The sequence below is a fragment of the Candidatus Marithrix sp. Canyon 246 genome (genome assembly GCF_001723685.1).
In the GTDB taxonomy this organism is placed as follows: Bacteria; Pseudomonadota; Gammaproteobacteria; order Beggiatoales; family Beggiatoaceae; genus Marithrix.
Genome location: NZ_MCBX01000025.1, coordinates 1 through 20,438, shown reverse-complemented (window position 1 = coordinate 20,438; position 20,438 = coordinate 1). Strand labels below are relative to the sequence as shown.

The 20,438-nt window shown below is 33.9% G+C and carries 20 protein-coding genes; 12 read left to right on the top strand and 8 right to left on the bottom strand.

The window, feature by feature from the left end; translation table 11 throughout:
- A partial coding sequence (locus BHU68_RS18410) for a hypothetical protein (RefSeq protein WP_171900404.1) occupies positions 1-124 on the top strand: 124 nt, incomplete at its 5' end.
- A 3-nt stretch (positions 125-127) separates the two neighbouring features.
- Here the strand turns inward: BHU68_RS18410 and BHU68_RS11855 are convergent.
- Entirely contained in the window at positions 128-340 is a 213-nt protein-coding gene (locus tag BHU68_RS11855; RefSeq protein WP_141698921.1) for a hypothetical protein, read from the bottom strand.
- 317 nt (positions 341-657) lie between these two features.
- Between BHU68_RS11855 and BHU68_RS11850 the strand changes: the two genes are divergently transcribed.
- Together BHU68_RS11850 and BHU68_RS11845 are read left to right on the top strand one after the other, a co-directional pair.
- Positions 658-945 carry an addiction module antidote protein gene (locus BHU68_RS11850; protein WP_069472971.1) on the top strand — a complete coding sequence of 96 codons (288 nt, stop codon included), beginning with the start codon at positions 658-660 and terminating at the stop codon, positions 943-945.
- A gap of 222 nt (positions 946-1,167) precedes the next feature.
- Positions 1,168-3,126, top strand: a complete 1,959-nt coding sequence (locus BHU68_RS11845; RefSeq protein WP_216092572.1) for a DNA methyltransferase — start codon at positions 1,168-1,170, stop codon at positions 3,124-3,126.
- A 162-nt stretch (positions 3,127-3,288) separates the two neighbouring features.
- Here the strand turns inward: BHU68_RS11845 and BHU68_RS11840 are convergent, their stop codons facing one another.
- A complete protein-coding gene (locus BHU68_RS11840; RefSeq protein WP_069471792.1) occupies positions 3,289-4,539 on the bottom strand; it encodes a DUF3754 domain-containing protein in 1,251 nt (416 codons plus the stop codon).
- Positions 4,540-4,616: 77 nt separating this feature from the next.
- On the opposite strand from BHU68_RS11840, the gene accD reads away from it, so the two are divergent.
- The 7 genes from accD to BHU68_RS11805 all read left to right on the top strand — a co-directional run bounded on the left by accD (position 4,617) and on the right by BHU68_RS11805 (position 13,975).
- Positions 4,617-5,519, top strand: a complete 903-nt coding sequence (accD, locus tag BHU68_RS11835; RefSeq protein WP_069471791.1) for an acetyl-CoA carboxylase, carboxyltransferase subunit beta — start codon at positions 4,617-4,619, stop codon at positions 5,517-5,519.
- Positions 5,520-5,763: 244 nt separating this feature from the next.
- Positions 5,764-8,463 carry a ribonucleoside-diphosphate reductase subunit alpha gene (locus BHU68_RS11830; protein WP_069471790.1) on the top strand — a complete coding sequence of 900 codons (2,700 nt, stop codon included), beginning with the start codon at positions 5,764-5,766 and terminating at the stop codon, positions 8,461-8,463.
- 30 nt (positions 8,464-8,493) lie between these two features.
- Entirely contained in the window at positions 8,494-8,931 is a 438-nt protein-coding gene (locus BHU68_RS11825; RefSeq protein WP_069471789.1) for a ribonucleotide-diphosphate reductase subunit beta, read from the top strand.
- 618 nt (positions 8,932-9,549) lie between these two features.
- Positions 9,550-11,307, top strand: a complete 1,758-nt coding sequence (gene ltrA, locus BHU68_RS11820) for a group II intron reverse transcriptase/maturase (RefSeq protein ID WP_083234124.1) — start codon at positions 9,550-9,552, stop codon at positions 11,305-11,307.
- 31 nt (positions 11,308-11,338) lie between these two features.
- A complete protein-coding gene (locus BHU68_RS11815) occupies positions 11,339-12,121 on the top strand; it encodes a ribonucleotide-diphosphate reductase subunit beta (RefSeq protein WP_069471788.1) in 783 nt (260 codons plus the stop codon).
- Between the two features lie 61 nt (positions 12,122-12,182).
- Positions 12,183-13,289, top strand: coding sequence for an AAA family ATPase (locus BHU68_RS11810; protein WP_069471795.1), 1,107 nt, complete (start codon positions 12,183-12,185; stop codon positions 13,287-13,289).
- Between the two features lie 2 nt (positions 13,290-13,291).
- Positions 13,292-13,975, top strand: coding sequence for a DUF4276 family protein (locus BHU68_RS11805; RefSeq protein WP_069471787.1), 684 nt, complete (start codon positions 13,292-13,294; stop codon positions 13,973-13,975).
- A gap of 54 nt (positions 13,976-14,029) precedes the next feature.
- Here BHU68_RS11805 and BHU68_RS11800 read toward each other — a convergent pair whose 3' ends face one another.
- From BHU68_RS11800 to mpl, 4 genes are read right to left on the bottom strand one after another with little or no spacing between them, the layout of a single operon-like run.
- Complete coding sequence (locus BHU68_RS11800) at positions 14,030-14,572, bottom strand: DUF2058 domain-containing protein (protein WP_069471786.1); 543 nt, start codon at positions 14,570-14,572, stop codon at positions 14,030-14,032.
- A gap of 35 nt (positions 14,573-14,607) precedes the next feature.
- Positions 14,608-15,009, bottom strand: a complete 402-nt coding sequence (locus BHU68_RS11795; protein WP_069471794.1) for a type II toxin-antitoxin system HicB family antitoxin — start codon at positions 15,007-15,009, stop codon at positions 14,608-14,610.
- 5 nt (positions 15,010-15,014) lie between these two features.
- The gene (locus BHU68_RS11790) at positions 15,015-15,203 is read right to left on the bottom strand and encodes a type II toxin-antitoxin system HicA family toxin (RefSeq protein ID WP_069471785.1); all 189 of its coding nucleotides are present in this window, start codon (positions 15,201-15,203) and stop codon (positions 15,015-15,017) included.
- A 1-nt stretch (position 15,204) separates the two neighbouring features.
- Positions 15,205-16,536 (bottom strand): UDP-N-acetylmuramate:L-alanyl-gamma-D-glutamyl-meso-diaminopimelate ligase, encoded by a 1,332-nt coding sequence (gene mpl, locus BHU68_RS11785; protein ID WP_069471784.1) that lies wholly within the window; start codon positions 16,534-16,536, stop codon positions 15,205-15,207.
- An 81-nt stretch (positions 16,537-16,617) separates the two neighbouring features.
- On the opposite strand from mpl, the gene BHU68_RS11780 reads away from it, so the two are divergent.
- The gene (locus BHU68_RS11780) at positions 16,618-17,871 is read left to right on the top strand and encodes a response regulator (RefSeq protein WP_171899652.1); all 1,254 of its coding nucleotides are present in this window, start codon (positions 16,618-16,620) and stop codon (positions 17,869-17,871) included.
- 2 nt (positions 17,872-17,873) lie between these two features.
- On the top strand, positions 17,874-18,794 hold the full coding sequence (locus BHU68_RS11775) for a DnaJ C-terminal domain-containing protein (protein WP_069471782.1): 921 nt from the start codon (positions 17,874-17,876) through the stop codon (positions 18,792-18,794).
- A gap of 29 nt (positions 18,795-18,823) precedes the next feature.
- On the opposite strand, the gene BHU68_RS11770 is transcribed toward BHU68_RS11775, so the two are convergent.
- Entirely contained in the window at positions 18,824-19,738 is a 915-nt protein-coding gene (locus BHU68_RS11770) for an SPFH domain-containing protein (protein ID WP_069471781.1), read from the bottom strand.
- Positions 19,739-19,750: 12 nt separating this feature from the next.
- A complete protein-coding gene (locus BHU68_RS11765; RefSeq protein ID WP_069471780.1) occupies positions 19,751-20,194 on the bottom strand; it encodes an NfeD family protein in 444 nt (147 codons plus the stop codon).
- Positions 20,195-20,438: the final 244 nt, after the last annotated feature.

Here is a 20,438-nt window from a genome sequence, read left to right as displayed (position 1 = left end):
ATTACAAGCTAAAGAACGTAAACTATTACATGAATTTTTATCTTGGTGGCTGCCAACATTGCAAAAAATGGCTGGTAGTAAAGTAAGATGGTCATTGGATGTTGATCCGCAGGATTTGCTTTAGAATTTAAAAAAATCTGTGAACGTCAATTTGTGGATATGGAATTGATATTCCAGCTTCATCAAATTGAATTTTTACTTTTTCTAAAGTAGCAAAATAAACTCCCCAATAATCATTGCTTTTTACCCAAGCTCTTGCTACTAAATTTACTGAACTTTCTGCTAATTCTTTTACTGCTACAACTCTCTCATCTTTAGCGGTTTTAATATTAATCTTCATAACTAATGCCAAATACCAACTCCACCCTTCTGGTATCTTTTCTTGAATTCTTTAACTATACCTGATACACCAGCAGCTTCAATAAATTCAACAGTTAAAAAAACATAAAAAGACTAGCAATCTAAGCACAAATAAAGTATGATCTATCCTGAAAGATACTAAGTACTTTAACCATGTATGAAATAAGAACTACGGCTTTTCTTTGGAAGTGGATATCGAATTTATTACACCATAAAAGAAAAAACAATTGTTCTCCTTCTGAATGGAGGAGATAAATCAAGCGAACGTGATACTCGCCCAGATTTTTGGAGGAGATAATGAAAACTAGCACAAGAAAATTTGATGTATCAAAGTATCTTGATAGCCCTGAAGCGATACAAGAATATCTGGAGATAATGCTAGATGAAAATGGTATCGAAGGCTTTCAACGGGCATTAGGTCATGTTGCTAAAGCTCATGGTATGACAGAAATAGCAAAAAAGGCGAATGTAGGAGGTGAAAGTTTGTACAAATCATTATCTGAAACAGGAAAGCCGCGCCTAGATACTATTTACAATGTACTTCAAGCACTAGGGCTACAACTATCAATTAAAGTTTCCTGTTGATTATTAATAATATATCTGATAATGGTGAATATAACTTCAAAAACTATTTTTCTATATAATGACATGACTAAAATTAGACCTATATCTGCTAGTCTTGCTATTGTTGGATATATATCATATTTTGATACAGCCCTAGGGCGTTGCCCCAAATCTTTATACATAAATATCTAACGATTTGATTTTAATAGCCCTGAAGAGCTGGCTAGGCTAATTAACAAAAAAGTGATTAAACCTATAAAAAAAATTGAAAAACAATTAGCTAATAAACTTCAAGATTCAGAATTTAAAAAAATACCCGGCTTTCCTAATGCTTCTGATGAGGAAATTTTAGCTTTATCTAATCCTCCTTATTATACCGCTTGTCCAAATCCTTGGTTATCGGATTTTATAGAGCAAAATTCGGTAACAGATACTAATTATCAGCGCGAAGCCTTTGCAATGGATGTTAGTGAAGGTAAAAATGATCCAATTTATAATGTTCATTCATATCATACTAAGCTGCCTCACAAAGCTATTATGCGCTATATCTTACATTATACGGAACCGGGTGATGTGGTTTTTGATGGTTTTTGTGGCACTGGTATGACGGGTATCGCGGCACAATTATGTGGTGATAAGCAAGTTGTTAAGACATTAGACAATTGTAATAATGTGAAAGTTGGCGTAAGACGAGCAATTTTAGTTGATTTATCACCAGCGGCAACATTTATTGCTTATAATTATAATACTCCTATAAATATTCTAACTTTTGATAAGCAAGTTAAAGCTATACTTGAAAAAATAAAGACTGAATATGCTTGGATGTATAAAACACGGCATTCTGATATTTTAGGTGATATTAATTCTGTTGTATGGTCTGATGTATTTATTTGTTCCAATTGTAGCAATGAAATTGTGTTTTGGAATGTCGCATTAGATAAAGATAAACTTAAAACCCAATTTCCTTGCCCACATTGTGACGCTGAATTAATTAAGCGTCATTTAGATAGAGCTTTGATTACGCGCTTTGATGCCGCTATTGGCAAAACCATCAAACAAGCCAAGCAAATACCAGTATTAATTAACTATTCAGTAACCAATAAACGCTATCAAAAAATACCTGATCAATATGATTTAGAACTGTTAGAAAAAATAGAAAATATGGAAATTCCATATTGGTTTCCAATTACAGAATTACCAGATGGTTATAATACCAATCAAGCAAAAACATCTCATGGATTCAGCCATATACATCATTTTTATACTAAACGTAATTTGCATAATTTAGCATATTTTAATGCTATACTTGATGCTAGAATCAAATTCATATTAACAGGAATTCTAAATCGTTCTAGCAAAATGAACCGAATACATTTAAAAAATTTTTTCTTTGGTGGTGGCGGTTGGAATGCAGGTCATTTAAAAGGTACATTATATATACCATCTTTATCTATAGAAACTTCTGTAATTCAACAAATTGAAACTCGTCTCAAAAGCATAAAAACAGCCTTTCAATCATTAAATAATCTTTCCAATTCTATTATTAGCACTGGTTGTTCATCAGCAGTAGCAATCAAAAATGAATCAATTGATTATATTTTTTTAGATCCACCATGTGGCTCAAATATAATGTATTCAGAATTAAACTTACTATGGGAAGCATGGCTAAAAGTCTTTACCAATAATAAAACTGAAGCAATTATAAACAATAAACAAAATAAAGATTTAGAAGATTATAGCCGCTTAATGCAAAAGTGTTTTAATGAAGCTTTTCGTATTTTAAAACCGGGGCGTTGGATGACTGTGGTATTTTCTAATACTCAAAATTTAAAAACAAATATAGAACAAGCGGGATTTATAATTGCGAATATTGCCACATTAAATAAATATTTCATAATATCAGCTTACAAACCCAATGAACAAAGCTCGCAACAATTAGAATTGATCATATCAGATGAAGCCAGCGCGATAAAACAAGAAAAGCGGCATGAAAAACAACTTTTACGAGAATTCAGACAATATAAACAACAGAAACGCCTAAAAAAAATAACAATAGAAGCTTTACGAGCAGGCTTTAAACTGGCATGGAAACAACAAGATTATCAAACTATTATAACTATTGCCGAAAAAATCCCCAACATTCTATTATATGAAGATGAACAAGTGTTGCAATTTTATGAATTAGCTAAAGTTAAATTTTAATAGCCCTGAAGGGGCGAAATAATATAGCCTAGGGCAACGCCCTAGGAAATTAAGACATAATTTACCAAAACCGTTACCACATAACCTAGGGCGTTGCCCTAGGCTGTATTATTTCGCCCCTTCAGGGCTAACTAAAATGGCATTATATGAATATGAGCAATTTTATGAGTTAGCAGGATTAAAAAATTTATCCCATTTTTCATCAATAATAATAGAAGCCTGTTTCAAATCAACAACCTTTAAAACACCACCCTCTTGCTCTATCAAAATACCTTCTTCACGTAATTTACGTATTCCATCCGATACTTCAAAATCAATAGCTACTTGATACTTTTCTTCAATATATTTTTCAATTTCTCTATCAAGAGTTTGCTGAGTATGATTCTTATCAGCTTGGGTATAAAGAAAATAATAAGCTAAGATTGCTTCTTTAGCTTCTTCTTCTTCAGCTACATCAACCAAATGATTAATCACGCCAAAATTATTATCCAAGGTATGGAAATACAAGTTACGTGATAAAGTCACCATATATTTAGTCTTCTGAGTAAATATATCCATTATTTGACGGAAAATAATTATAATAAAACCAATAGCAGAAGCAATCAATGTGATTGGATTAATAACAGCAGCAGTAATAATTTTAATTATTCCGAATATGGTACCACCACCACCAGTTACAGCTAATCTGATTTTATCAAAAAGTTTTAATCTAACTTGTTGATTAGGAAATAACATTTCTAAATCGCTACGAGGCAGATTTTTAAATAATTTTAAAAAAATATGCTCTTCAGAAAATTGTTCTGGCAAATTTTTTCGTGATTTTTTTACTAATTTTCTAGCTTTCTTTTCTGTTTCACCTTCAGCTACTAATTCTTTTACACGTTCATCTTCTGTTTTAAACTTCAAAAACAAAAATAAACGTTTATAAATAGGTATTTCAATTTTTTCTTTCTTAAAAAATAAGCTAGCCCAAGTACGTTTATATTCCTCCATCATCGAGGAACCACGATAATATACAACCAATTGTTCAAAATCATCTAAATCAACATAAACATTTAATCCATAATATGAATCTGCGTGCATTGCTTTTTCTAAAGCAGGTTTATCAAGAGCGTCATAATTGCCCTTATTAAGCAACTTCACCGTTTCATCATTCAACTGTTGCAGAACTTGCTTTTGATCCTCATCATTATGTTCTTGCACGATAATGTCATTATCAGGATTAAAAGGCGTATAGCAATGCTTTAACGATTCAGAATATTGATGAAACTTATAATGATATAAGGCAATAAAAATTTTACAAAATTCATTAAAATTTTGACGCTCATCACTATTCCAATGAGAAGCCGCTAATAAATTATCGACAATATCCTGTCTGCCAATAGGAATAAAACGTTCTTTGGTTTCTATCATTTTGTTGTTGCTTTATTGATTAAGAGCAATATTATTATTAAGTGAATTTAATTATAACTAATAACTAATAACTAAACATGAGTTGGTTTGAAAAATTATTACCTGCACGTATTAGAACGGATGGTAAAAGTAAACACACTGTACCAGAGGGTGTTTGGAGTAAATGCCCTGTTTGTCAAGCAGTATTATATAGCCCTGAATTAGATCGTCATATAAATGTGTGCCCCAAATGCAGTCATCATTTACGTATTGGCGCACGTAAGCGTTTAGAAGCTTTTCTTGATCAAGAGGCACGCGAAGAAATTGGCACTGAATTATCACCTGCTGATCCATTAAAATTTCGTGATAGTAAAAAATATAAAGATCGAATTAGTCAAGCCCAAAAAAATACTGGTGAAAAAGATGCGCTTTTAGCAATTAAAGGGCAAGTTCATGGAATTCCCTTAGTTGCTTGTGCCTTTGAATTCAAATTTATGGGTGGTTCAATGGGTAGTGTTGTAGGAGAACGTTTTGTACGCGCTGCCAATATTGCTATTGATAATCATATTCCTTTAGTATGTTTTTCTGCTAGTGGTGGTGCTCGTATGCAAGAGGCTTTATTTTCTCTAATGCAGATGAGCAAAACTAGTGCCATTTTAAATCGTCTTAATCGAAAAGGCTTAGCTTTTATATCAGTTTTAACTGACCCTACAATGGGTGGTGTTTCTGCAAGTTTAGCAATGTTAGGCGATATAAATATAGCTGAACCTAACGCATTAATTGGATTTGCTGGACCACGTGTAATTGAGCAAACAGTACGTGAAACCTTGCCTGAAGGCTTTCAACGTAGTGAATTTTTGCTTGAACATGGTGTGGTTGATATGATTATTGATCGTCGTGAAATGCGTGAACGCATTGCCTCATTATTAACTATATTAATGAGTCAACCCGCTCCGGGAAAACAAGCTTTGGCTGTAGTTCTTCCTGAAGACACAAAATAGTACTTGTTCGGTGGGTTTCGTTTCACTCTACCCACCCTACATAACTACATGATTATTTATTAATAGTAGGGTGGGTAGAGTGAAACGAAACCCACCGAACCACGAAAAAAAATTCCTAATATTAACATCCAATTAAAAATTAACTCTATTTAATCAAATAGATACAAATTAGCAATTTAATCGCTACTACTGTATCATTTAACCCAACAATCTTTACATATCATACAAATAACAAGGGTATTCCATGCAATCTGAAGAATTTGCCGTAATTAAACGAAATGGTAAATTGAGTAATTTTGATCCTAATAAAATTGCTGCTGCGATGACAAAAACATTTTTAGCTGTTGAAGGCGAAGCTGCTAGTTTGTCAGATCGTATCCATCAAGTTGTAAGTTCTTTAACTACGCAAGTCGTTGAGGGAATTAGTCGGCATTTACATGAAGAAGGCACGGTACAGATTGAACAAATACAAGATCAAGTGGAATTAGCCTTAATGCGTGGTGGTTATCATAAAGTCGCTCGCGCTTATGTGCTTTATCGTGAAGAACATGCGAATCTTCGTGCTAATAATTCTGAAAAAACTGTAATTCATGTTAAGGCTGAGAATGGAAAATCTTATCCATTAGATGAAGCGCGTTTACGAACATTAGTTACAGAAGCTTGTGCTAATTTAGAAGATGTAAATCCAGAATTTATACTTGAGGAAAGCCTAAAAAATCTATTCGATGGCATTAATGAAGTTGATATAAATCACGCATTGTTGATGAGTACTCGTAGTTTTATTGAAAAAGAACCGAATTATAGCTATGTTGCTGCACGTTTATTATTAGAAAAGTTGCGTACTGATGCCTGTAAATTTTTAAGTTTAAATCAAGGAAATTATACGGATTATTTTAAGGCTTATATAGATCGCGCGATTAAACATGAATTATTAGATCCTCGTTTAGCAGAATTTGATTTAGAAAAATTAGCTTTAGCCATAGTTACTGAGCGTGATTTGCAATTTAGCTTTTTAGGTTTGCAAACTTTATATGATCGTTACTTTTTGCATTGGGATCAAACACGATTTGAATTGCCACAAGCTTTTTTTATGCGCGTAGCAATGGGATTGTCATTGAATGAATCTAATCCTAATGATCGTGCTATAGAGTTTTATAATTTGTTATCTAAATTTGATTTTATGAGCAGCACACCTACGCTGTTTAATTCTGGTACTTTACGGTCACAAATGTCAAGCTGTTATTTATCAACAGTTCCAGATGATTTAGATGGTATTTTCAACGCGATTAAAGACAATGCACTATTGTCAAAATTTGCTGGTGGATTGGGTAATGATTGGACACCTGTACGTGGAATGGGTGCCCATATTAAAGGTACAAATGGTAAATCACAAGGCGTAGTACCGTTTTTGAAAGTTGTCAATGATACATTGGTAGCAGTGAATCAAGGTGGGCGCAGACGCGGTTCAGGCTGTGCTTACTTAGAAACATGGCATATTGATATTAACGAATTTTTAGAATTACGTAAAAATACTGGTGATGAACGTCGTCGCGCCCATGACATGAACAGCTCCAATTGGATACCTGATGAATTTATGATCAGAGTACATGAAAATAAGCAATGGACATTATTTTCTCCAGATGAAGTGCCAGATTTACATGAATTATATGGTGAAGACTTTAAAGCGGCTTATGAAAAATATGAAACAGCGGCTGATGAAGGCAAAATAAAAATTTGGAAGCGAGTTAATGCAGTAGATTTATGGCGCAAAATGCTGACCATGTTATTTGAAACTGGGCATCCTTGGTTTTGTTTTAAAGATCCTTGTAATATACGTAGCCCGCAACAACATGTTGGTGTGGTGCATAGTTCTAATCTTTGTACTGAAATTACCCTAAATACCAAAGCAAATGAAGAGGTTAGCGTCTGCAACCTTGGAAGTGTTAATCTGGCTGCCCATATTAAAAACGGTGAATTAGACAAGGATAAGTTGCAAACCACTATTAGCACTGCTATGAGGATGCTAGATAATGTCATTGATCTTAACTATTACCCTATAGAATCAGCGCGTACTGCTAATTTACGTCATCGCCCAGTGGCTTTAGGGGTGATGGGTTTCCAAGATGCTTTATACCAGTTACGAATTCCTTATGCAAGCAAAAATGCTGTAGAATTTGCTGATCAAACCCAAGAAGTGATTAGTTATTATGCTATAGCGGCATCAAGTGATTTAGCGGCTGAGCGTGGTAGTTATTCTACTTTTGATGGCTCATTATGGAGTCAAGGTATTTTGCCAATTGATAGCATCAAAAAATTGGCAGCAGTGCGTGGTAAATATTTAAAAATGTCAACCACTAGCAGTTTAGATTGGGATAGTTTACGTGAGCGTATCAAGAAGGTAGGGATGCGTAATTCTAATACTATGGCAATAGCACCAACTGCGACAATTTCAAATATTAGCGGCGTTACGCAATCTATTGAACCAACCTATCAGAACTTATATGTAAAGTCAAACCTATCAGGTGAATTTACTATCATTAATCCATATTTAGCGCAAGACTTAAAACAACTTGGGCTTTGGGATGAAGTAATGATTAATGACTTAAAGTATTGTGATGGGCGCATTAATGATATAGAACGGATACCCACCGAAATAAGAAATTTATATGCCACCTCATTTGAAATTGATACTGCATGGTTAATAGAAGCGGCATCGCGGCGACAAAAATGGATTGATCAAGCACAATCTCTCAACTTATATATATTAGAACCATCAGGGCGTAAACTGGATCAATTATACAAACTAGCTTGGTTATCTGGACTTAAAACCACTTATTATTTACGGACTATGGGTGCAACCCATGTTGAAAAAGGCACAATAAACACTTCTGCACAAGTTCAAGTTTGTGAAATAGATGACGGCGAATGTGAAGCTTGTCAATAAATTAATTATAATTACAATTACGGAGAAATCATGTTAGATTTTGATAGTTCTGTCACTACTAGTGATGACTACTACAATACATTTACACCACCACGTATAAAAAAAGAAAAGAAAATAATATTTCCAGTATCAAGTAGCTTAGATCCAATTAGTATTGGTGCTAAACGCCCTAATGCTGATGACGTAAAAATTATAGGTGGGCGTGGTTATGATTTGCGTCAACCAATTCCGGTTAAATATAAATCAGTAAGAGAACACTTTTTAAATGCCCGTAAGAATTTTTGGATTCCAAATGAAATTCCTATGGGAGAAGATAAAGTTCAATGGAACACTGGCAAGCTAACAGAAGCAGAAATGTGGTTATTTAAAACCAATATTTCTTATTTGACTGCGGGTGATAATTTAGTACCTGATAATTTAGTCAATGTTCTGCTTCAACATACTACAGCTAATGAAATGAGACAATAGTGCGACACGTTTCCCAACAAGCTGAATAAAATCAGCCGAATGGGAGGATTCCAAATAATTAGGAATCACAATTATGCTATTTATGAGGATGTGAGGCTACCTCCACTGTACTACTCAGTGAAAACAAAACTTACCCAATTGGTCACGGGATATGCCCATGATTGATTTAAGCAGGGAATAATGGCGGTTAGGAATTTTAGGTATAAAAGAATTGTCCCGTCTGTCAATTGTATATGATGAACTGACAAGTGAAGTTATGTAATTAAGCGTCTTTAGCATTGAGCAAGATATATACCAGTAAACTTGTATATGTATAAGGAAATGAATTTTATTGAAAACATTCAGTAGTCAATAACGTACATAGGCGCAGAGTAACCATCTAAGTACAAGTAAAGCCAGTAGCATGAAACGTGGTAAACCATTACAAAGGCTAGACATCAGAAAAGATGTGGAACGAAACGGGGTATAGACATATAGCTGCGCTAGTAATGGTAGAGGATTGAATAAAAAGCAAATGACTTATTGTAATGATAAGTATATGCCGACTTATTCACTGTGTATAGAAGAATTAGATAATAATCTAATTAAATATGTTAAGTATTAAACGGAGTCACAATAATGAAGAGTACTGTTAAAAGCACTCCTAAGTTGAATATTAAGCAACTGGGGGAGGCATGGCAACAAGTAAATTGGAAAACGTGTCAACGTCATGTTGACCGTTTACAACAAAGCATATCTGTTGCAATGGAATACGAAAACTGGAAAAAGGTCAAAAAGCTTAGGAGGATATTATACAAATCCGAAGCATATAACCTAATTTGTACAAGGAAAGTAACTCAAGACAATCAGAGTAAAAGGACTGCTGGCGTAGACAAAGTCAAACTACTAACACCAGCCCAAAGATACGATTTAGTTAGCAACATGAAAGACGGTATTGAAAGGCATTGGAAGCCCGTAAGACAAGTGGAAATAGCCAAGAAAAACGGAAAAATAAGGACACTTGGAATACCAACTATCGAAGATCGAGTGTATCAAGCTAAGTTAAAGGGTATTATCGAACCATGCTATGAAACTATAGCAGAAACAAACTCGTATGGGTTTAGACCAATGCGAAGCACAAAAGACGCAATAGAATCAATATTTAATAGTATCAAAAGAAAAAAAGATGCGTGGGTTTTAGAGGGCGACTTAAAAGGCTTCTTCGATAATATCAAAACATCAGCAATAATAAGTAACCCAGCAATAGCAGGGGATAAAGAAATTGCCAGCACAATAAATAACTTAGTCAAAAGTGGTGCTATGACAGTAAACCAAGAGTTGATAGAAACGGAAAAAGGCACGCCGCAAGGTGGTGTAATAAGTCCACTATTAGCAAACATTGCGTTTAATGGCATGGAAACAATGATACAACAATGGGCTTGGGACAACAGAAAAAGAACGGGACAAAACAATAGTAATAGACATGTTATACAAGTAACAGTTTACGCAGACGATTTTGTAGTGGTTGCCAAAGATAGATGGATAGTGGAAGAGCTTAAAGAAATAATTAGTGAATGGTGCATGAGAAAAATGGGAGTGGAATTAAGCAAAGAAAAAACTCACATAACAAACGTGTACGATGGTTTTGACTTCCTTGGATGTAACATAAGGAAATACGAAATTAATGACACTAAAAGCAAAACACTAATCAAACCATCTAAGGAGTCGATAAAAAGTGTCAAAGCAAAGATCAAAGATGTAATCAAAAGCGGTGGTGGATTAACACAAGATGGGATGATTGGAAAATTAAATCCAATATTGCGAGGATGGGCAAACTACCACAACGGAAATGTATCGAAAGATATATTTTCAAGCATAGATAACTATGTCTACGAAAAATTGCACAGTTGGGCAAGAAATCGACATCACAATAAAGGCAACGCATGGGTACTAGACAAATACTGGCATGTTGTTGGTAACAGAAATTGGGTTTTCAAGACCGACAATAATGAGTTGTACAAAATGTCTAGTACAAAGATAATAAGACATACAAAAATCAAAGGCAGGCATCACATTTTTGATGGTCAAACCGAGTATTGGAATAAAAGAAAGGTAATGAACAACAGGGGCAGAAGGACAAGAAAAGAATCTTGTTTAGTAAAGCAAGAATTTAAATGCAACTGGTGTAAACAGGACTTTAAACACGACTCAATACTAGAATTAGATCATATAGTACCAAAAAGCTGCGGTGGTGGTGAGCAAAGTACAAACTTGCAAGTGTTGCATCGTCATTGTCATGACATCAAAACAAGAAACGATGGAAGTAGCAAGAAAAAGGTACAAAGAAAAATAGATGTTAAAAATTCGGATTGGTTTGGGGGTTGCAATGTTGAGTAAAAAGACACTATACAGAGAGGAGCGGTATGAAATGAAAGTTTCACGTACCGTTCTGAAGACGAGTCTATATTGGCAACTCTATAGACTTAGTTTAACTTTACGTTGGCAGATTTCTGAAGAAGCTAATCATGTTGAGTCTTATTTATTTATATTAGAATCTTTTGGTTTAGATGAGCAAGGGCAGGGGCAAATTTTTAATTTATATCAGGATATGCCTGATTTAGTTGAAAAAATAAATTGGAATATTGAATTTGCTAATAATGCTGCTACAATTGATGCTCCTAAAGGTTCCGTAGAATCAACTCAAGCTTTATTAGAAGATTTAATAAGTTTTTATATTTTTGAATATATGTTTTTCCCATTGGGATTTTCACAAATATTTGCTTTAGCGCGACAAGGAAAATTACGTAATACAGCTCAACAATATAGCTATATTTGGCGTGATGAAAGCTTACATGCAGCTAATGGCTTATGGATGATTCAACAAATTTGTCGAGAAAATCCTAAAGTTTGGAATGTTGCTATGAAAAAACGGGCAAGAGAAGTAATAAATGAAGCAGTAAAATTAGAAATATCTCATGTTCATGCAGTGATGCCTGATGGTGGAATTTTAGGTTTTTCTATTAAAAGCTATATTAAATATGCTGAATTCCTTGCAGATAAAATCTGTGAGCAATTAGGCATAAAAGTATTATTTGGAACCAGAGAACATCCAATGCCTTGGATAAGTGAATATGAATTAAATCATGAAGTAAACTTCTTTGAAGGCAGAGTGCGTGAATATCAGACTGGTAGTCAGTTGAGTTGGGATTAATCTAGGTTAGATTGTTGGGCTTTCTTTTGTCAGCCCAACTTACGTGATATTTCATTATAAAATGACAGAAAAACAACTTTATTTAGATCAAATTAGCTTTATTGATTTTAAATCAATAAAAGAATTAGAACATTTTCCATTACAAACTTTTAACTTACTAATTGGAGCTAATGGTGCTGGTAAATCTATTTTTTTCAAAGCATTAACTTTACTCAACACCATCATTAATAACAAAATCCAATTATGGATTGGGCGCGAAGGTGGAGCTGATAATATCCTCTATTTTGGTCAAAAAATAAGCTCTGAATTACAAATAGAATGGCAATTTAAAAGCCAAAATGAACAAATTAATTACCAATGTAAATTAATTCCAGCTCATGATACCCTTATTTTTGCAAACGAATCGGGTTGTTGGCAAAAAGGTGATAAAATTGAAATCTTTTCAATAGACGGTGGGCATCGTGAAACTCAACTTCATCAATTTGCCCAGCATAACTCAATAGCACAAATTGTACTCAAACAATTAAAGAATTGGCAAGTTTACCTATACCATTTTCATGACACTAGCACTACAGCTAAAATGAGACAACAATGTGATTTACATGATAATATGTATTTACGAGCAGATGCCTCTAATTTAGCGGCTTTTCTATACTTGCTAAAAAACCGCTATCCACTAAATTATCAAAATATTGTAGAAGTAGTACGCCTAGTAGCACCATTTTTTGAAGACTTTAGACTACAAGCATCGCGCCTAAATTATGAAAAAATTCAATTAGAATGGCAACATATAGGTTCAGATAGCTACTTTAATGCCCATACATTTTCCGATGGAACATTAAGATTTATTTGTTTAGCAACCTTATTACTACAGCCAAATTTGCCAGCAACGATACTATTAGATGAACCTGAATTGGGATTACATCCATATGCGATCAGCATTGTTGCCGAAATGATGCAAAGTGCGGCGACTAAAACTCAAATTATAGCATCAACCCAATCAGTAACACTTCTGAATCAGTTTCAACTACAAGATGTAATAGTGATTGAAAGAGAAAATGAACAATCATGTTTTAAAAAGTTCAATAATGAAGAAATGACTCATTGGTTAGAAGATTATGCTTTAGGTGAACTTTGGGAGAAAAATGTGTTAGGTGGAAGACCTTAAAAATGCTGAAAGTTTTTATTCTCGTAGAAGGGCAAACTGAGGAAAAATTTGTAAAAAAATTATTAGCACCTCATTTGCAACAATTTGGTATTTACCTTGTGGTAATTCTTTTAACCACTAAGCGCGTACAAAATGCTGCTAATTTTAAAGGTGGCATTATTTCTTACGCGAAAATTAAACAAAATTTACAAACATTGTTTCATGATTCCAGTGCAGCAGCAGTTACAACTTTATTTGATTATTATGGTCTTCCAAGCGATTTTCCCGGATTAAAATCAAGCCCACAATTAGATTGTTACAAAAAAGTTGAATATATGGAAGCAGCTTTTAATGCTGATATGAATGAAAAAAAATTAATACCATATTTACAACTTCATGAATTTGAAGGATTACTATTTTCTTCACCGACAATGATAGCAAACCCTTTTGAAGAAGATAAAACTATACAGTCTAGGAAACTAATCAAAGCATTACAAAATATTCGTAAACAAGTTAGAACTCCTGAAGAAATAAATAACAGCCCAGCAACTTGCCCACATCGTCGTTTAAAGCGACTAATTCCTTCTTACCGTAAAGTATTTCATGGAGTAATGATAGCTTCAAAGATTGGCTTAGAAAAAATTCGTCAAGAATGTCCACATTTTAATAAGTGGATAATTAAACTCGAATTATTGGGGAAACAGTGATTCTTCGTCGTCGAGGATCGACCTGTCAGATTTTTAAAACCTGACAGGTTGATACTACCACATCAAATCATCAGGTACTTTATAATCGGCATAAGGATCATCATCATCCTGACTTTGATCACTAATGTTCTCATTAAACAGCACAATTGATTCATCATCACGTTGTTTAATCTTCTCCGCCGCTTCGGCTGGAATCAGATAATAATCTTCATCTATTTTAGCAATAGCTAAACGCCCACGGCTAATCAAATCTTGATTTTTCTTAGATATATTAATGGTTTTTATCTTTGAATTATCAGTAAAATTGTAGCTTAACGCATTTTCACTTGTTCCCATATCAATGCTATTCATTTTAATAATCTGAATAACTTGGGCAGCTATCGCCTTTTGCTCTGCCTCTTCTGTGCGTTGCTTATTCAGTTCTTGACTTTTTTTACGCTCATTTTCAATCGCTTTAGCCGCAGATAGAGCAATTTCATCAACTTCTTTGGCATGATTTTTCCGCTTCTTTTGGCGTTTTTGTGCATTAATTTTATTGGCTTGTTTTTTACTAGCCATTCCAGCACTTAGTAGCTGATCTTGTAGAGATCCTGCCATGATTCCTCCATTCTTAGATTTTATTTCAAAAACTATTATGCTAACTTGTTTTGATCCATTAGTTTGAGTGCTGCTAGTGTCAAAAAATCACTACGAGTCATTTGGTGACGACTGACATACGCATCAAGACGTGAAACCAATTTAGAAGGTAAAGAAATATTAAGTTGCACTGATTTTAGATTCAATCTGGAAACATTAATATCTAGCATCATCCAAATTCCTCCATGATATTCCTTATTTTTGACAAGTTCTTCCAAAGAACTTGGCTTTGGTAGTTCCATATCTTCACCTTCGCAATAAAGTTCTATAGATTCCTGAACCATTGCTGGCAATTCATCCCAATTATCAACTGCCGAAAAACACCCAGGGAAATCTGGAATAGTGATACCATGAGCATGTTCAGAATCACCTTGATGAACATAAATAGGATAAAGCATTTCAATTACCTCCATTTCCAACCAGCTTGACGATAGATATTACGCAAAGTACCAATAGGTATATCTTTACGTGGGTGCGGCACAACAACATGACCAGATTTATCTGGATGTTTAAATTTTTCGTGATCACCCTTACCACCCACTTTTAACCAACCATCATCAATCAATCGTTTAATAATTTCAGAACTTTTCACTTTATTTCAAAGCATCCAACAAACGATTATGAATATTTTCAAATCCACCATTACTCATGATTAGAATATGATCATCATTACTCGCAATCTTTACTATATGTTCAATTAATGGATCAACCTTATTAAATATTTCAGTTATTCCTTCTATTGACCATTCCAAATCATCTGATTGATGGAATAATACTATATCTGCATCTTTTAAAGCACCGGCTAATGTATCTTTATGAACCCCCATCTGCATAGTTCTTGATCGTGGTTCTAATACCGCTATAATTCTTTCTGATCCAACTCGTTTGCGTAAAGCGTCTAATGTCAAAGTAATCGCTGTCGGATGGTGAGCAAAATCATCATATACACTGATATTATTTATCACTCCTCGTAATTCTAAACGTCTTTTTACGCTTTTAAAATTACTTAAAGCATCACAAGCTTGTTCAATAGACACACCAGCATGATGGGAACTGGCAATAGCCGCTAAGCCATTTTCCAAATTATGTTGTCCAATTAAATCCCATTTCACCTCGCCCACGCGCTGATTTTGATACCAAACTTCAAAATGACCATAATCTGCTATTAAAGATTTAGCTTGCCAATCAGCATTGTTTTCACCTAAACTTTCAGTTGGTGTCCAACAACCTTGTTCTAATACTTCATCTAGTGCTGGTTCTGCATTTTTGTGTATAATCAAACCATTGCCCGGCACGGTGCGTATTAAATGATGAAATTGTCGTTGAATAGCGGCTAAATCAGCAAAAATATCGGCATGGTCAAACTCAAGATTATTTAAAGCTAAGGTTCGTGGACGATAATGCACAAATTTTGAACGTTTATCAAAAAAGGCTGAATCATACTCATCTGCTTCAACTATAAAAAATGGATCACTGCCTAAACGGGCGGAAATACCAAAATTTTCAGGTACTCCGCCGATTAAAAATCCCGGATTAAAACCAGCAGATTCTAAAATCCATGTCAACATACTTGTTGTGGTTGTTTTACCATGCGTGCCAGCCACAGCTAATACCCAACGTTTAGCTAAAACCTGCTCGGCTAACCATTGTGGTCCAGAAATATATGGTAAAGCTTGATTAAATACAGCTTCAACTTCAGGATTACCACGTGATATAACATTACCGATGATCACACAATCAGGAGTTGGTTCTAAATTATCTGCCGAATAACCAGAATATAATTTAACACCCAAGTTTTCTAACTGTGTACTCATAGGTGGATATGTTGCCGCATCTGATCCAGTAACAATATGACCCTGCTGTTTTGCAATAGCGGCAATACCTGCCATAAAAGTACCACAAATACCTAAAATATGTATGTGCATAGTAATAAATTATTCAAATTTTATAGTTTATAAAAACCTTATGAAAATTGCAAGATGAATGTGAACAAAATTTACCGTATTATGATTGTCGATCGTTCAGAAGTAGTGCGATCTATTGTTTCGCGGCTATTACAAAACCAAATTAAAAATATTTGCCTAATTACTTGTGGTAGTGTTGAAGAAGCCTTAGATTATTTATATCAAGATAAATTTGATTTAATTACCAGCTCACTAGTATTACCCGGTTTAGATGGACTTGATTTGTGTCATGAAATTCGTCGTAATAAAAAACAATATTTTACACCAGTAATCATGGTAACTAGTGATATAAATCAAAGTATTTTACATCAAGGATTCTCAGTTGGAATAAGTTATTTCTTTAATAAAGCATTAGGTTATAAACGTTTAGTTGAATTTATTCAAGAGATTTTACAGCGGCATTTAGGGCAAGTTGGGCGAATATTATTTCTTACCGATAAAGTAAATAATATGCAATATATTATAAAAAAGCATGGTTTTTTGATCAAATATATTAGCTGCGGCACACAGGCATTAGAAATATTAAAAGACAATAGCGTTCATGAGGATAAATTTGATATAGTTTTAATAGATTGGTCTCTAAAAGGCAAAATGACTAATGCTAATATAATAGATAATATTCGCAATAAGTTATATTATTCAAGTCAAGAAATGCCAATTCTGGTTATAATACCTGCAAATGATCATTCATCTATTGTAAATATTTTACATACTGGAGCAAATGATTTTATTAGCAAACCAGTAATTGAAGAAATTCTTATTGCTCGCCTAAAATCACTAATATTAGTTAAACAGCAAGATAGAATTCTAAAAAGTTGTTCCAAGAAAATTTATAACTTAAAAACAACTGACGGCTTGACTGGAGTACATAATAAAAAATATTTGCTTGAAGAAGGAAAAGCCTTTATCACCCAACATCCTAACGTCTGTTTAATGATGATTGATATTGATAATTTTGAGTTATTAGATCTTGCTGATGAAATATTACATTTAGTAGGTCAATTTCTGTTAAAATCTTTTCCTCAAGAAGTTATGATATCGCGCTTTGCAGGCAAAAAATTTGCAGCTTTAATACCAGATTGTGCATTTAATTACGGTAAAACATTGGCGACAAATTTATGTCAAGATTTAATAAAATTTAAACCAGAAAACTTAGAAATTACAATTAGTATTGGTATAGCCTCGTGTGAGGCTATAGCTGAAACTACTTTAAATAATCTAATTACTGACGCTAATGCGGCACTTAGTGAAGCAAAAAAGCAAGGTAATAATCATATTAGTGTTATCACTACTTAAAAATGGAATATAAAGACTATTATAAAATCTTAGGAGTTTCACGTAATGCAAGTCAAGATGAAATTAAACGCGCCTATCGCAAATTAGCGCGTAAATATCATCCTGATGTCAGCAAAGAAAAAAATGCTGAGTTACGTTTTAAGGAATTAGGCGAAGCTAATGAGGTATTAAAAGATAAAAACAAACGTGCTACTTATGACCAATTAGGTTCAAATTGGCAAGCTGGAGAACAATTTAGACCACCGCCGGGTTGGAATCAAGGTTCTACTAGTAGGGATAGTGGTGGTGGAGTTAATTTTAGTGATTTTTTTGACAGCATGTTTAGTGGAGGCAGGCAACAGCATCAGAATCCTTTTCGCTCTAAAGGAGAAGATCAACATACTAAAATTAGTATCAGTCTTGAAGATGCCTATCATGGTTCAACACGAACCTTAAAATTAGAATCGCCAGAAGTTCATAGAACTGGACATAGAATTACTAAAACACGTACCTTAAATGTAAAAATACCAAAAGGTATAACTGAAGGTAAAAAGATTCGTTTAAATGGTCAAGGTGCTGGAAGCATGAAAGGTGGTCCACGCGGAGATTTATATTTGGAAGTTACAATTAAAGATCATCCTTTATATAGCTTAGAAGGCAAAGATATTTCTTTTAACTTACCAATTACACCGTGGGAAGCAGCTTTAGGTGGTAGTATAAAAGTACCAACCTTGGCTGGATCAGTGGATTTAAAACTACCTCCAGATTCACAATCAGGGAAAAAATTACGTTTAAAAGGGCGAGGATTAGCGGGTAATCCAGCCGGAGATTATTATGTAATACTACAAATAATGACACCAAAAGCAAGTACGACTAAAGAAAAAGAAATCTATCGTAAAATGGCAGAAGAATTTTCTTTTAATCCACGAGCTAATTTAGTATAACTAAAAACCTGACAGGTTTTAAAAACCTGTCAGGTTTGTTTGATAACAGAAGTTGCAGCAGCAACAAGGCTTGAAACATCTGCTAAATCAGATGGAATTATCATAGTATTGTTTTCTTTTGCAAGTTTACCAAACTCTTTAATATAGCTTTCTGCTACACGAAGATTCACGGCTTCTAATCCACCTTTTTCATTAATTGCTGATGCAATTTCTTTAATTCCAGCGGCTGTTGCATTTGCAATCGAACGGATTTCTGATGCTTTACCTTCTGCTTCGTTAATTTGTTTTTGTTTTTCACCTTCAGATTGACGAATTAATTCTTGTTTTTGCCCTTCGGCACGATTTATTTGTGCTTGACGATCACCTTCAGATTCTGCAATTTGCGCACGCTTTTCTCGTTCAGCACGCATTTGTTTTTCCATTGCATCTTTAATTGATTGTGGAGGTAGGATATTTTTTACCTCATAGCGTGTGACTTTCACACCCCAAGGATCTGAAGCTTCATCTACAGCCTGAACAATCGAACCGTTTATGGTATCACGTTCTTCAAATGTTTTATCAAGTTCCAATTTCCCAATAATACTTCTCATTGTCGTTTGAGCCAGTTGACTCACTGCAAATCTATAATCCTGAATCCCATAACTAGCCTTTTTAGGATCAAATATCTGAATATATAAGATTCCATCGACTTCAACAGAAACATTATCCCGAGTAATACATGTTTGTGGCTGTACATCCATTGCAACTTCTTTAAGGGAATGTTGATATGAAACTTTATCAATAAATGGAATAAGAATATGAAAACCAGCATCCAAAATTCGGCTAAATTTGCCTAAACGCTGAATAATATACGCTTGTCGCTGTGGTACAATTTTTACTGTTGAAACAAAGAGTATAAATACAAAAATTGCTAAAAAGATTAGTATAATCAGTTCTGAGTACATATAAAGTTCCTGTTAAAATGATTTAATTTTTAAGGTGATATTATCTTTGGATATAACTTCTACTTTTTGATCTGATTTAATGTTTTCGTCAGAAATAGCTTTCCATTGGGTTCCATTAAATAGTACTTTACCACTGACACTATTTACTGGCTCAATTGTTGTTGCAACTTTGCCAATAAAATCAGAATCTACATCATCTGTAAAATGAGCGTTTTGTTTATCAAAAAGGTTTAAAAACCGATTTCTAAATATGATAAGAGAAATCAGTGAAGTTAAAATAAATACAATAAGTTGTGTTTCTATTCCAACATCTGTGAACCATATTGTTAAAGCAGTTACCCAAGCACCTATTCCAAAAAAGATTAAGATAAAACTTGGTAAGGCTAGCTCTGTAACAAGCAGAACTAAACCAATTAAAAACCACATTACTTCATGGGTAAGCCAATCTATTTCCATAACTTCTCCTATGCAAATTAAACAGTGTAATTTTATGCAAAATTCATGCAAGTTAATGAACTTTCCTAGGGTGTATAAGCGAAGCATTATACACCAAAAAAACTATTAATACTGCTGAATTTGATTAGCAGTACCAATACCAACCATCTGGCAAAATTCCAGTGCTTCTACAGTAAAGCCACCTAATGATAAAAAAGCCGGTAAAATCAAAGATTTTTCTAATATTTTGCCATAGACTTCCACC